Annotated in this window: 15 protein-coding genes and 1 other RNA gene; all 16 read right to left on the reverse strand. The window is 49.7% G+C overall.

What is annotated here, in order from left to right:
- Positions 1-21: 21 nt before the first annotated feature.
- Positions 22-435 (reverse strand): Holliday junction resolvase RuvX, encoded by a 414-nt coding sequence (gene ruvX, locus ACZ481_RS13065; RefSeq protein ID WP_464765826.1) that lies wholly within the window; start codon positions 433-435, stop codon positions 22-24.
- A 33-nt stretch (positions 436-468) separates the two neighbouring features.
- Positions 469-1,416 (reverse strand): aldo/keto reductase, encoded by a 948-nt coding sequence (locus tag ACZ481_RS13070; protein ID WP_464765827.1) that lies wholly within the window; start codon positions 1,414-1,416, stop codon positions 469-471.
- Positions 1,416-1,673, reverse strand: coding sequence for an IreB family regulatory phosphoprotein (locus ACZ481_RS13075; RefSeq protein ID WP_464765828.1), 258 nt, complete (start codon positions 1,671-1,673; stop codon positions 1,416-1,418). The genes ACZ481_RS13070 and ACZ481_RS13075 overlap by 1 nt, the downstream gene beginning before the upstream one ends.
- Before the next feature lie 128 nt (positions 1,674-1,801).
- A complete protein-coding gene (gene alaS / locus ACZ481_RS13080) occupies positions 1,802-4,420 on the reverse strand; it encodes an alanine--tRNA ligase (RefSeq protein WP_464765829.1) in 2,619 nt (872 codons plus the stop codon).
- Positions 4,421-4,507: 87 nt separating this feature from the next.
- Positions 4,508-5,533, reverse strand: coding sequence for an AI-2E family transporter (locus tag ACZ481_RS13085; RefSeq protein ID WP_464765830.1), 1,026 nt, complete (start codon positions 5,531-5,533; stop codon positions 4,508-4,510).
- 58 nt (positions 5,534-5,591) lie between these two features.
- On the reverse strand, positions 5,592-5,714 hold the full coding sequence (locus ACZ481_RS13090; RefSeq protein ID WP_464765831.1) for a hypothetical protein: 123 nt from the start codon (positions 5,712-5,714) through the stop codon (positions 5,592-5,594).
- Positions 5,715-5,793: 79 nt separating this feature from the next.
- Entirely contained in the window at positions 5,794-5,991 is a 198-nt protein-coding gene (locus tag ACZ481_RS13095) for a hypothetical protein (RefSeq protein WP_464765832.1), read from the reverse strand.
- 13 nt (positions 5,992-6,004) lie between these two features.
- On the reverse strand, positions 6,005-6,517 hold the full coding sequence (locus ACZ481_RS13100; protein ID WP_464765833.1) for a PRC-barrel domain-containing protein: 513 nt from the start codon (positions 6,515-6,517) through the stop codon (positions 6,005-6,007).
- A 90-nt stretch (positions 6,518-6,607) separates the two neighbouring features.
- Positions 6,608-7,693 carry a tRNA 2-thiouridine(34) synthase MnmA gene (gene mnmA, locus ACZ481_RS13105; protein ID WP_464770625.1) on the reverse strand — a complete coding sequence of 362 codons (1,086 nt, stop codon included), beginning with the start codon at positions 7,691-7,693 and terminating at the stop codon, positions 6,608-6,610.
- A gap of 7 nt (positions 7,694-7,700) precedes the next feature.
- Positions 7,701-8,072, reverse strand: coding sequence for a Fe-S cluster assembly scaffold protein NifU (gene nifU / locus ACZ481_RS13110; protein WP_464765834.1), 372 nt, complete (start codon positions 8,070-8,072; stop codon positions 7,701-7,703).
- A gap of 21 nt (positions 8,073-8,093) precedes the next feature.
- Positions 8,094-9,302, reverse strand: a complete 1,209-nt coding sequence (gene nifS / locus ACZ481_RS13115) for a cysteine desulfurase NifS (RefSeq protein WP_464765835.1) — start codon at positions 9,300-9,302, stop codon at positions 8,094-8,096.
- 1 nt (position 9,303) lies between these two features.
- Positions 9,304-9,738 (reverse strand): RrF2 family transcriptional regulator, encoded by a 435-nt coding sequence (locus ACZ481_RS13120; protein ID WP_144350397.1) that lies wholly within the window; start codon positions 9,736-9,738, stop codon positions 9,304-9,306.
- 210 nt (positions 9,739-9,948) lie between these two features.
- A complete protein-coding gene (locus ACZ481_RS13125; protein ID WP_464770626.1) occupies positions 9,949-11,280 on the reverse strand; it encodes a replication-associated recombination protein A in 1,332 nt (443 codons plus the stop codon).
- A 330-nt stretch (positions 11,281-11,610) separates the two neighbouring features.
- Positions 11,611-12,231, reverse strand: coding sequence for an acetate uptake transporter (locus ACZ481_RS13130; protein ID WP_464765836.1), 621 nt, complete (start codon positions 12,229-12,231; stop codon positions 11,611-11,613).
- Between the two features lie 133 nt (positions 12,232-12,364).
- A non-coding RNA gene (gene ssrS / locus ACZ481_RS13135) (6S RNA) lies at positions 12,365-12,542 on the reverse strand.
- An 89-nt stretch (positions 12,543-12,631) separates the two neighbouring features.
- Positions 12,632-14,419 carry an aspartate--tRNA ligase gene (gene aspS / locus ACZ481_RS13140; protein ID WP_464770627.1) on the reverse strand — a complete coding sequence of 596 codons (1,788 nt, stop codon included), beginning with the start codon at positions 14,417-14,419 and terminating at the stop codon, positions 12,632-12,634.
- Between the last annotated feature and the right edge of the window lie 32 nt (positions 14,420-14,451).

Raw genomic sequence — 14,451 nt, forward strand, 5'->3', positions numbered from 1 at the left:
ACCGCTGGCAGGGGTGACCGTTCAGGACAAACTGTCAAGATAGCCTTGCAGAATGAAAACTGCCGCCATTTTGTCGATTACCTGCCGGCGCTTGGCGCGGCTGACATCGGCTGCAATCAGGGCTTTTTGCGCGGCTACGGTGGACAACCGTTCATCCCAGAATTTGATCTCAACCTGAGGTACGGCCTTGCCCAGAGCCGTACCGAATTCTTTTACCCGTTCACCCTGCGGACCAAGCGTTCCATTCATGTTTTTCGGCAGACCTATCACAAGCAGCCCAATCTCATACTGAGCTATAAGCTCTTTCAGTCTGGAAAAATCCTTGTCAACAGAGGTGCGTTTAATTACCTCAACGCCCTGTGCGGTTAGTCTTAATTCGTCGCAGACTGCCACCCCAATGGTTTTATCCCCGACATCAAGTGCTAGTATACGCATAATTCCTCCTGCTTATTTACATATTTTACCCATTTAGATTATTTTTAAACAGAATTCCGGGCAATAAGCGCCGCAATAACCGCATAATACACATTGCTCCTGGGCTACCCTGGCTTTATTCTGGATCACGGTTATAGCCTGCGTCGGACAATGCTGCGTGCATTGCCCGCAGCCAACACACCAGTCCTCAATCAGCAGCCGGCGGGGAGTCTTGGCGACTTTGGCCCATAAGTTGCTGTCCGGGGCCTGGCCGGAAAATACCTGGGCATTAAGAATGGCTTCCTCGATTGTTTGCATGCCGACAGCAATGGAGGTAATGCCAGGCTGAGCCAGCACCCAGGCAAAAGCCTGCTCGGCCATATGGTTCAAATGACCGCCGCCTAAGGCTTTCATCGCGTATATGCCTTTGCCGCAGTCGGCAGCGAAGCGGATGGCCGCCAGCATATCTGCGGCTGTACCGTCGGCAATGCCAATACCTTTACTATTAATAAGCGGGTGAATCACGTCGACTTCTTCTAGCAGCGCCGCCGCCCGCACCACATCCACCGTATGGGTTGATACCCCGGCGGCTCTGATCAGTCCCTGCCGTTTGGCATCACTCAAATAGGCCAGTGCTTCCGCATGGCCTTTTAAGGTCATGCGCGAGGTCTGTTCATGGAGCATAAAGATATCGATATAATCCCGCTTTAGCTCCCGGCAGGCCGCTTCAACACTGGCCCGCATGGCTTCATAGGTGTAGGCATAGGATTTGGAAGCGACGATAATGTCCTGGCCGGCCCTGCGTAACGCTTCCCGTATATAAGGATATGTACCATACAGCTCGGCCGTATCAATAAAATTGACCCCTGCGTCAAATGCCGCCTGAATAACGGCAATTCCGTCGGCCAAGGGCCGGTTTGACTGCAAGGGGCCAATAGTAAGTCCGCCAAAACATAGTCTGGAAACACTAAGACCTGTCTGACCAAGCACACGATATTCCATTACTTATCTTTAAGGTAGGCCCGCACTAACTCTTCAATAATTTCGTCTCTTTCCAGCTTCCGGATCAGACTGCGGGCATTATTATGGCTGGTTATATATGTCGGATCACCGGATAAAAGGTACCCGACCAACTGATTAATGGGGTTGTAGCCTTTTTCCCTTAGGGATTGATAAACAGTCGTCAGGATTACTTCCGCGGCATTGGTATCGTCATTATTGACTTTAAACATCATCGTTTCCTGCGATATATTGGTCATGAAGCCCCCTCCTTCCTTATATTATCTACAAGGTATTACCATATATATTCTACCTGGACCAGCGTTTTCCTGTAGATCAGTTTATTTTTTTACAGGCAGGCATTACGCCTGCCTGTAAAAAGAATAATTTACTTAATTTGCGCGGCAATGATCTGCTCGGCCGCTTGTAAAGCCTCGCCGATCTTGGCCGGTTGTTTGCCGCCGGCTTGCGCCATATCCGGCCGGCCGCCGCCGCCGCCGCCGGCAACTTTGGCGGTTTCTTTAATAATCTGCCCGGCATGGGCACCCTTGGCAACACAATCGGGAGTGGCCATCGCAATAAAATTAACTTTGTCCCCATTAACAGCGCCAAGTACCACAACCCCGGACTGCAGGCGCTCGCGCACCAGGTCTCCCGTTGACCGCAGGTTTTCCATATCTGCTGCCGCTACCTGGCCAATTACAACCTTGACATCATTAAGCACTTTAACCTTGGCTAAAAGTTCCTGTACTTCGTTTTTGGCCAGCTTGGTGTTAAGTATTGCCAGCTCTTTTTCCAGGTCACGGACACGGGCGTTGAGCCCCTCAATCCGGACAGTGATTTCCTCCGGCCTGGTTTTGAGAGCGGCTGCGGCTTCTTTAATCAGCTCAGACTGCGATTGTAAGTAAGCGTGAGCCCCCTGGCCCGTAACAGCCTCAATCCGGCGCAGGCCGGACCCGATGCCGGCCTCACTGACAATCTTAAACAACCCTATTTCTGCCGTCGCGCCAACATGGGTGCCGCCACACAGTTCTTTACTAAAATTATCTACGACGACGACCCGTACCTTGTCGCCATATTTTTCGCCAAAGAGCGCCATAGCCCCCATGCCTCTGGCAATTTCCTGGGTTGTCTCAATAATGCCCACGCAGGTATTGTCCAGAATCACTTGATTGACGATATTCTCGACCTCAGCCAGTTCCTGCTCGGTGACAGGCGCAAAATGGGTAAAATCAAACCGCAGTCTGCTGCTGTCAACCGCAGAGCCGGCCTGATTGACATGCCCGCCTAATACCTGCTTTAAAGCGGCATGGAGCAAATGGGTTGCCGTATGGTTTCTGGCAATATGACGGCGTCTTGCATAGTCGACTGCCAAATTCAAAACCTCGCCTGTTTTCAACAAGCCTTCGCTGATCTGGCCAACATGATAAATCGTCCCGTCAGGGAGCTTGCGGGTGGTGGTGACTTCCAGCCTTCCCAGCGAGCCTGTAAGCACACCCGTATCGCCGGCTTGGCCGCCGCCTTCGGCATAAAACGGCGTAGCATCAAGAATAACAGCGACCTCATCCCCGTCAAAGGCTTCTTCCACAACAGTACCTTCTCGTAACAGTAAAACCAGTTTAGCCTCTTCGGCTTCCGGGTTGTAGCTGAGAGATTCTGTTACCAAACCGGATAAATCGGGGATGAGAATTTTTTCACCGTTGTCCTGGCGGGCAGAACGAGCCCGTTCACGCTGCTCGGCCATAGCCTGATCAAAACTCTGTTTATCAAGCATCATATTATGTTCACTCAGAATTTCTTCGGTAAGCTCCCAGGGGAAGCCATAGGTATCATACAGCTTAAAAGCGGTTGCTCCGTCCAGCAGCGTCTCCCCGGCCCGGGCCAGCTCCTGAATTTGTCTGTTTAACAGTTCAATCCCCTGGGCCAGGGTATTATGAAACCGTTCTTCTTCCAATTGGATAACTTTTTTAATATATTCCTGTTTATCATGAATGTCAGGATAGGCCTGCGCAAACAGCCCGGCAACAACATCGACAATATCGGTCAGGAACGGTTTTTCAATTCCCAGCAGGCGGCCGTGGCGCACCGCCCGGCGCAGAATGCGCCGCAATACATAACCGCGTCCTTCATTCGAGGGTAATACGCCGTCGCCAATCATCACTGTCATACTCCGGCCATGATCGGCAATTACCTTAAGCGATACATCCTGTTTTGCCGACTGGCCGTAGGCAACACCGGCAATACCGGCAGCATATTCAATAATTGGATAGAGTAAATCGGTTTCAAAATTAGACCGCTTATTTTGCAAAACAGAGGCAATCCGCTCCAAACCGGCCCCGGTGTCGATATTCTTCTTGGCCAGTGGGGTATAATTGCCGGCTTCATCCCGGTCGAACTGAGTGAACACCAGATTCCAGATCTCCAAATACCGGTCACAGTTGCAGCCCACTGCACAGTCCGGCCGGCCGCAGCCGCGGTCCTCACCTAAATCTATATGGATCTCCGAACAGGGCCCGCAGGGCCCGGGGCCGATCTCCCAGAAGTTTTCTTCCATTCTGATTATGCGGTCAGCCGGTATTTTGATATCATTATGCCAGATGGCAAAAGCCTCGTCATCACCGGTATGGATAGTAATCCAAAGCTTATCCTTGGGCATTTCCAGGTATTCAGTCAGGAATTCCCAGGCCCAGGCAATCGCTTCTTGTTTGAAATAGTCCCCAAAAGAAAAATTACCCAGCATTTCAAAAAAAGTATGATGCCGTGCAGTCCGCCCCACATTTTCGATATCACCGGTACGGACGCATTTTTGACTTGTGGCAATCCGCGGATGGGGTGGTTTCATTTTACCGGTAAAAAAGGGCTTAAAAGGAGCCATGCCGGCGCCAATCAAGAGCAGGGACGGGTCATTTTCCGGAATAAGTGAGGCGCTGGCCTGAACCAGGTGGTCTTTACCAGCAAAAAAATCCAGAAACAGTTTTCGCAATTCGTTTCCGGTTAGTTGTTTCAACTTCAATCAGCTCCATATGCTATATTTACTCCATTATTCTGGAATTATACTACAATTTAAGATTTAGTGTCAATATTTGGTGTGGGTTTAGACCAACATCCTGATACCGTGCTTAATGAGTACTTTGCCTACCGCTGCCACCGGCACGCCCAGCAGCATGCCGATAACTCCGAATAACTCGCCGCCGGCAAAAAGAAAAAAAATAACCGTAATTGGATGCAACCCTACACTTTCACCGAGGATTTTAGGACTAATGATACTGCTTTCCAGCTGATGGATGGCAAAAAATAATAAGGCCACTTTTACTGCCAGCACCGGTGATTCTAGAAGCGCCAGCGTTATTGCCGGCGTAGCCCCGATAAAGGCGCCGAAATAAGGGATTACATCCAGCAAACCGGCAGCAATGCCAATAAGTAAGGCAAACGGAAGGTTAAACAGATAGAGCCCTGAACTCACTAAAACACCGACAATGACAGCCACCGTCAACTGGCCTCTGATTACTCCGCTCAATACTTTATCGACATCTTTTAACGCTAACGTATATTCGTGGCGCCAGCGGCAGGGAATCAGCCGGATAAAGCCTGCTTTAATCTGCCGCCAGTCATGCAGAAAATAAAATGCCAGGATCGGGGTGATTGCCAGGCCGATAAAATGGGCAATCAGACCCATGATGCCGTCGGTCAGATCCCGGACGAAACCCTGCCCGGCCTGTTGCAGCGACAATATCGCATCATCAATGGCAATCCGCATGGAATGAGGTAAAACAGAATTGTGATAATGATTCTGCAGCAGATAAAATAGCTCTTCCACTTTACTTAAGATCTGGGGCAGCTCTTTGGCGAAACTTTCCAGGTCCCTGACAAAAATTGGAATAAGACGCGTCCCTCCCAGGATCACAATCGCAAATAAAACGACATATACCACGGTAATGGCCAAGCCCCTTGACAGTCCCTTTGTTTCCAGGTAACAAACCGGCGGATTAAGCAGGTAGGCCAGCAGCAGCGCAATAATAAACGGATACAGGCCGCTGCGGACAAGCCACAGAAAATACACAGTTCCCAGCAAAAATAAGATGACAATTGCCAGCCGGACATGCTTTTTCGTCAAATGCATACCATCCTCCTGTATAATAAGAAAAAAGGAGACCTTCTGGCCTCCCTATTACCGGATATCAATCCAGCTTTTTCATCAACCGCTTACGGGCCCGGCGCGCACCCCGCATCAAATCGCGGGTAGTATCGGCAACCGTGTCAGTACTGTATTCAAACAGCGGCTTTTTCTGTGGTTTAGCCATGGGACCTATGATGGCGCCGAGTGCTGTTCCTACAAGTCCACCCCAGAGCAACCCTTGCCAAAACTTACTGCGCATCATATCACCCCTTTTGTACCTCTAAATTAACAGTACCCTGCAGCAGATCATCATATTGTGTCAACGTGCCGTCAGACTCGACATTGAAAATTTTGACGGCCTGATTCCGCACCGTAAACTCTACACAACAATCCCAGCAGTAGTACTGGTCGGCACCTACCTTGCCGATTCCCCGCTGCCCGCACACAGGACAAGTTGTCATATACCCCCACACCTCACACCTCTTTAGATTCAGGTATAAGAAGATCGGTCATCGTGTCTGGAACGATTAATTTATCCTGACCAACAACTTGTGCTTGCGGCAACGGCATAATTCTGCGACCATAGAGCAAATCGGTGAGAAGGCCGTCGGAAATCTCATAAGCCTTTATTTCACCGGTAGTACTGTCATAAAGAGCGTCAACCAATATACCCAAACTTAATCCGGCATCAGTGTAAATTTGCTTGTCCAGCAAATCCCGCACATATTTTACGGTTCCCGGCATCATGGCCGGTGTTAGCTCCTGGACGGCATAATTGGCCCGAACCATAATAGCGCTTCTGCCTATGCTGGATAAATCCTCAAACACAATCCCTTGGTCGTTACTGAACCAATTGGCGCCGGCCAGGACGATTCCCCGCATGGCAGCCTGTTCCAAGTCAATAATAACTTCTTGTACCTCGCCAATCTGTACACCAGTACCGGTAATCAGCACAGGCAGGCCAAATAATTCGCGTATTTTTTGCATAGCGGCCTCCACAACAGATTGTAGTATTAGTATAACCAGAATCGAAGTCTTTATATCATTGGTATGTCTGAGAAAATTTTATCCAAAAAGTTACCTGATAATAATGCCGCCGCCAATAACAATATCATCATGATAAAAAACTACCGACTGCCCCGGGGTAATCGCCCGCTGGGGCGCAGTAAACCGCACCTGGACCTGGCCGTTGCCAAGCGGGCTGACGGTTGCCGGCGCCGCCGGCGCACTGTAGCGTATTTTTGCCTCTACAGCCAGCGGCTCCTCCAGCTTATCAATCGCGATAAAATTAAGATCACCGGCAATAAGCTCGGCCGCAAAAACATCCTCATCGGAACCAACAACTACCCGGTTGAGTTCCGCATCAAGCGCGACCACATACAAAGGCTTGCCGACTGCCAGCCCCAGGCCTTTGCGCTGCCCAATGGTGTATAACTGCACGCCCTGATGTTTGCCCAGTATGTTGCCGGCCGTATCGACAATAGGGCCCGGGGTTAAAGCAGCAGGGATTTTTTCTTTCAGAAAGGCTTTATAATCATCATTGGGCACAAAACAGATCTCTTGGCTGTCAGGCTTATCGGCAACCGACAGCCCCAGCTCTCTGGCCATTTTTCTGGTGTCGGTTTTGGCAAAGCGGCCTAAGGGCATTAAAAAATGCCGCAGCGTCTCCTGATTAAGGTGATATAACGCATAGGACTGATCCTTGGCAGGGTCCAGCCCTTTGCGGAGGATATAACGCCGCCGTTCGTCGTCATACATAATCTGAGCGTAGTGACCGGTCGCAACATATTGCGCGCCAAGTGCCAGCGCTTTAGCAAGAAAGCCTTCGAACTTTAAATAACGATTGCAGGCAATGCAGGGATTCGGGGTCCGGCCAGCCGTATATTCGGCCATAAAATAATCAATGACCGTTTCCTGAAACATATCCCGGAAATTAAGAACATAATAGGGAATGCCCAATTTGTTCGCAACCCGCCGCGCATCGTCGACAGCCGTTATGGAACAACAGCCTCTGCTGTCCGGATTATCATTAACCTGTTCTTTTTCCCATATTTGCATTGTTGCGCCGATAACATCATAGCCTTGATGAACAAGAAGGGCGGCAGTTAAAGAACTGTCCACCCCTCCACTCATGGCTACAACCACTCTGGGTTTGACCGCCATTAATTTATCACTTTCCTTTTTTGGCAATGTAGTCTTTTATTGCTTCGTGCAGCGCGTCTGCTGCCAGATTCGAACAGTGCATCTTGGCAGGCGGCAATCCGCCCAGGGCTTCCGCAACGGCCTGATTGGAAATTTCCAGGGCTTCGTCCAGGTTTTTCCCCTTTACCATTTCTGTTACCATACTGCTGGTGGCAATGGCGGCCCCGCAACCGAACGTTTTAAATTTTACATCGGTAATGATATCATTCTCTACCTGCAAATAAATCCGCATGATATCGCCGCATTTTGCATTGCCCACTTCCCCCACACCGGCGGCGTCTTTTATTTCACCTACATTACGGGGATTAGTAAAATGATCCATAACTTTATCGGTATACATGATATTTTCTCCTCTCGCTATTTAGTGGTGATGACAACTGGAGCAGGGATTAGACGGTTTAAAGTCAGCGGCACTGCCATACAGCGGGGACATGCTGCGCAGACGTTCCACAATTTCCGGCACTACCTCCAGAAAATAATCAACCTCTTCCTCGGTATTGCCCCGTCCCAGGGAAACACGCAGTGAGCCATGGGCCACCTCATGGGTCAGTCCCATAGACAATAATACATGGGACGGGTCAAGTGAGCCGGAAGTGCAGGCGGAACCGCTGGAGGCGGCAATGCCTTTCAAGTCCAAGTTTAACAGGAGAGATTCGCCTTCTATATATAAAAAGCTAAAATTAACATTACCCGGCATTCTCTGCTCGGGATGGCCGTTAAGCCGGATATGAGGAATGTTTTCGGTGATGCCGGCAATAATCTTGTCCCGCAGACCTTTAATATAGGGAACCTTTTTATCCATATCCCGCCGGGCGATCTCCGCCGCCTTACCCAAACCAACAATTCCCGGTACATTTTCCGTGCCGGCCCGCAGGTTTCGCTCATGCCCGCCACCATGCTGAATCTCTTCGACTTTTACGCCGCGGCGGATATAGAGGGCGCCAACCCCTTTGCTGGCGTGAAATTTATGGCCCGACATAGTAAGCAGGTCAATGTTGAGTTCTTTAACATCGATCGGACAGTTGCCAACCGCCTGCACCGCATCGGTATGAAAGTAAATCCCTTTTTCTTTGGCGAGCTGGCCAATTTCTTTCACTGGCTGGATCGTTCCCACTTCATTGTTGGCAAACATAATGCTAATGAGTATCGTCTTATCGGTAATCGCATTTTTTAAGTCGTCCAGGTTGATCATGGCATGCTCATCAACAGGCAGATAGGTAACAGTAAAGCCCTGTTTTTCCAGATATTCGCAGGTATGTAGCACAGCATGGTGCTCAATGGCGGTAGTAATGATATGATTGCCTTTTTTGCGGTTGCCATAAGCCACGCCTTTAATTGCCAGATTGTCGCCCTCAGTGCCGCCGCTGGTAAAAATGATTTCGTTAGGAGCGGCATTGATCAGAGCAGCCACCTTTTCCCGGGCTTCTTCAATTGCTTTCCGGGTTTCCCGGCCAAAAGAATGGACGCTGGAAGGATTGCCGTATTTCTCGGTCATATATTCCAGCATTGATTCGGCAACTTCCCGGTCAACCGGGGTAGTAGCCGAGTGATCAAAATAAATACGTTTCATACTACTCATCTCCTTGTCCCTTTTCTTCATTGCATAAATCAGCAAGAGTGATAGAATCCAGCACAGAAGTGATGCTGTCTCTTACCTTAGCCCAAACACCGCGGGTTACACATATATTAACCCGTGAACAGAAAGTTCTGCTGCCGTCATCGGCGAGCAGACAATCAACCGGGGCAATCGGACCTTCCATAATGCGGATAATATCGCCAACAGATATTTGTGCCGGTTCCTTCGTTAACGAATAGCCGCCCTGGGCTCCCCGCACGCTTTTTACAAAGCCGGCCTTTCTTAATGTACCCATTAACTGTTCCAGATAGTGTTCTGATATTCCCTGGCGCTGAGCTACGCTTTTGAGTGAAATCGCGCCTTGACCATAATGCAAAGCCAAATCATACATGGCGGCAACACCATAGCGTCCTTTCGTTGACAGTTTCACTACAACCTCTCCCACTCTGATCTTTTCCGAGTATTACGATAGGTTTTCTTTTTTTAATATACCAAAATTACAACAAGTTGTCAAAGGTGATTTAATATTTATTATTTGCGGTAATGGCAGCCCTATTCTTCCCTTTAAGCAGGAACACAATATATAAAAAAAGACAAGGCATTGTGAAAGCCAAAGCCCCGCCAACGCGGGGACTTAGCTTTATTTTTTACTGGCATTCCCCGGCCTCAGCCGTTCTAATCTGTCGGCAAACCCGGCTTCCCGGCCGTTGCGGGTAGGCTGATAATAGCGGCGGTGTCTAAGCTTAGCCGGCATATACTCCTGCGTAACAAAACCGTGCTCATAGTCGTGCGGATACAGGTAACCCTCGCCCTTTCCGAAATTACGCGCCCCCCGGTAGCTGGCATCGCAGAGATGGGGCGGCACTGTGACAAAATCAAGCCGGCGAACATCTTCCAGCGCGGCATCAATCGCCTTGTAGGCGGCATTGCTCTTAGGCGCGCAGGCCAGATACACAACGGCCTGGGCCAGCGGAATCCGGCCTTCCGGCAGGCCGATAAACTGCACAGCCTGCGCTGCAGTCATGGCCACAACCAAAGCCTGGGGGTCGGCATTGCCGATATCTTCGGCGGCACAAATAACCAGCCGGCGGGCAATAAACTTCACATCCTCCCCGGCTTCCAGCATCCGAGCAAGGTAGTGCAGGGCTGCATCCGGGTCGGAGCCCCGCATGCTTTTGATAAAGGCCGAAACAACATCATAATGGTTATCCCCTTTTTTATCATAAGCCTGCAGCTTCTCGCCGGCCACTGCTTCAATCACCTCCGGACTGAGTATGCCTGGTTCTCCGGGGTCCAGCATGGCTGCCGCCTGTTCGATAATATTGAGCGCAGTCCGGGCATCGCCCCCGGCCAGGGCTGCAACCTTAAGCAGCGTAGCTTCGCTATAGACCAGGTCCCGTTGTCCCAGCCCCCGTTCACGGTCTGTCAGCGCCTGTTCCAGAATGCGGATAAGCCCCTGTTCGTCAAGGCGTTTGAGACGAACTACGCGCATGCGCGAGAGCAAGGGCGAATTTACTTCAAAATAAGGGTTCTCCGTGGTGGCGCCAATCAAAATCACAGTACCATTTTCTACATAAGGCAGCAGTACATCCTGCTGTCCTTTGTTGAATCTATGAATTTCATCGACAAATAAGATGGTCCGCCGCTGTTGGCTCCGCAACCGCTCTTTCGCACTTTCCACCACTTTTCTGATATCGGCTGTACCGGCAGCTACGGCATTTAATGTTTCAAAATGACTGCCGGTGGTTTGCGCAATAATATGGGCAAGCGTTGTTTTGCCTGTACCCGGCGGGCCATAGAGAATAACGGACGGCATATTGTCGTTTTCAATCATGCGCCGCAGGAATTTACCGGGGCCGATGATTTCCTCCTGGCCAATATAGTCTGCCAGCCTTTGGGGCCGCATTCTTACGGCCAGCGGTCTGTTATCCGCAGGGCGGGGTTCAAATAAATTGGAAGCAAACAAATCCATATTATCGATCATCCTTTACTGCTCCTGACAATAGGTTTTAGATTTCACAGCACTTGTAACATGCGACAAATGCCGCCACCCCTGTCACGACTGGCTGCTCTTAGTAGAAGTAATGTAAGTATTCTCAATGTCCAGGCAAAAATCCTGGTTGACAATGCAAGAATTAATTAAGCAACACAGCCTGGCAATTTTAATAAAAGCGGGACCACCCGCAGCCGGCAGGATGATATTTCTAAAAAAACACGACCATAGTATCCCAAAAACTGAGATACGACAGTCGTGTTTGCATTCATTCTAAGCTGGAAATATAAATTTAAGTGATATTCCTAATTATCCCCGCCTCAGGATACCAAGCGGTTTACCGATCGGCAGGACAACCCGGCCGGCAAACTTATTCAGGAATATAGCGCCACTTGCGTAAAAACCAAGGATGCTGATGCCAAGCTCGGACCAGGCGGCAATGGCGTGAGCCCAGTGGAAGCCCCAGGAATCAAGGGCCAGGCAAATGAGCAATACATCAATCAAAACCATAATCCCGATAAAAACCTTGTTCGTATCCAGGGATGCTACGGTCGCAAATACCGAAAAAATGAAGTAACCAAAAAACGCGAATCCCAGTTGACTCACATCAGCCTGGGCAGCAAGAGCGGCTCCGAATACCCCGCCTTTAATCATCCAGGCCATTGCCACACTATACCAGAAAAGACCAAAAGCACCTAAAACAGTGGCACCAAAAAGATTGTTGTGTTTAAAGTCCCAGTAGGAGGCAAATAATTGCGCCGTGGCTCCTAAGAAAAAAGCCCAAGGAATAAGGAATGCCGTGCCTGATGTCCAGCCTAATTTCTGTGATGCGGCAACAAGTGTTACCATGGCCAGACCAAAGACGCCTAATGGAGTGGGATCAGCGATGACTTCCGAAATTTTTTGTACTTCACCTGGTGTGTTGCTCATGATATCCCCCTATATAAAATTTACTCAATAAAGATATCATAAATTGTGAAAAACGTCAATTCTTGTCGAACAAAGTCTTGAAAAAAATTTGTAATTTTAAGAATAAGCAGATTAGAGGGCATAAAAAACACGCCCATTCCCCGTCGCGCCGTATTGCCTCTGTTTTGAACCTGCCCTCGGCAGGTGGGTGCTCGCCTGATTACTTTTTGTGTCCCCCTAAAACAGGGCATACAGGCCATAACCAGAGACTGGCTCCCAAAGTTGATGTGTTGGCTCAAAACATAGACATTACACGCACACAACAGGGGATGAGCGTGATTTTTTATTCGACTTAATATTATCAAATAAATCACGCAATTGCAAGAGTTTAGCGCTCGGTATATTCTTCCAGGAACAAATGTTATTTTCTGGCAGGCACTTCGGACTTGATAAACAATTCCTTCAGCTGCCGCGCACCAACCTCCGACGGTGACTGCATCATCAGCTCCGCCGCGCTTTGGGTTTTAGGAAAAGCAATAACATCACGGATAGAAGCCCTTTTAGCCATCAGCATAACCAGGCGGTCCAGACCAAAGGCAATGCCGCCATGAGGCGGAGTACCATATTCGAAAGCCTCCAGCAAATGGCCGAACTTTTCTGCCGCCTCTGCCGGCGCTAAGCCGATTGCCGCGAATACCTTTTCCTGGAGGGTGCGGTTATAAATCCTGATACTGCCTCCTCCCAGCTCGATACCGTTGAGCACCATATCATAAGCCTTAGCCTTAATCTTGCCGGGCTCACTCCCCAGATACCGAATGTCTTCGTCACAGGGCGAAGTAAAGGGATGGTGCATCGCTACCCAGCGTTTATCCTCTTCATCATATTCAAACATGGGGAAATCAACGACCCAGAGGAATGACAGCTTGTCCGGATCAATCAGGTTAAGCCTGCGTCCCATTTCCAGCCGGAGCTGGCCTAAGGCAGCGGCCACAACCTTAGGTTTATCGGCGACAAAGAGTAAAAGGTCACCGGTTTCCGCCTGGGCGGCAGCCGTCATTTTATTAATTGTAGCTTCATTGAAAAATTTCGTAATCGGCGACTTGAGGCCTTCCTCGGTATAAGCTATCCAGGCTAAGCCCTTGGCACCATAGGTGGCAACATAGTCTACCAGGCCGTCAAGCTCGCGGCGGGGTGCATTGGCATAGCCCTTAACGTTGATCGCCTTAACCTGTCCGCCCTGAGCCAGCACCGCATCAAATACTTTAAAGCCCGAATCTTTAAATACACCTGATAAATCAATAAGTTCCAGCCCGAACCGGAGGTCAGGCTTATCGGAACCATAGCGGGCTATCGCCTCTTCATAAGTCAGCCGCACAAAAGGCGCGGCAATCTCGGTGCCAACCCCTTCTTTAAAGATGCAGGCAACCATCTGCTCCATCAGGGACAGGATTTCTTCCCTGTCAATAAACGACATCTCAATATCCAGCTGGGTAAATTCCGGCTGCCGGTCGGCTCGTAAATCTTCGTCCCGGAAGCAGCGGGCAATTTGAAAATACCTTTCCAGGCCGGCCACCATTAATAACTGTTTGTAAATTTGCGGTGACTGGGGCAGAGCATAAAACTTGCCCGGATTTACCCGGCTGGGTACTAAATAATCCCTGGCGCCTTCCGGTGTGCTTTTGGTAAGAATAGGAGTTTCTACCTCCAGAAAACGGTGTTTGTCCAAAAAGTCGCGCATCGACTTCGTGACCCGGTGCCTGAGCAGCAGATCTTTTTGCATTTCCGGGCGCCGTAAATCAAGATAGCGGTATTTCAGACGCAGGATCTCATCAACCTCGATACCATCCTGGATATAAAAAGGCGGTGTTTTCGCCGTGTTTAAGATTCTTAGCTCATTGCCATATACTTCGATCGTGCCTGTAGCCATATTCGGATTAACAGTACCTTCAGAACGGACCTTGACTACCCCGCGTACCGCCAGCACAAACTCATTGCGGACCATTTCGGCCTTGGTAAACGCGTCTTTATTAACATCAGGGGAAAATACCACCTGGACAATCCCGGACCGGTCACGCAAATCGATAAAAATAAGCCCGCCATGATCCCGGCGCCGGGAGACCCAGCCGCACAACGTTACCTCCTGCCCGGTATGGTCCTGATTCAGATCATTGCAGGCGTGGGTCCTCTTTAATCCCTGCAATGTGTCAATTGTTGTTTCGTAACTGGCTGTTTCTATTTGTG

It is taken from the genome of Sporomusa intestinalis, from assembly GCF_055383785.1.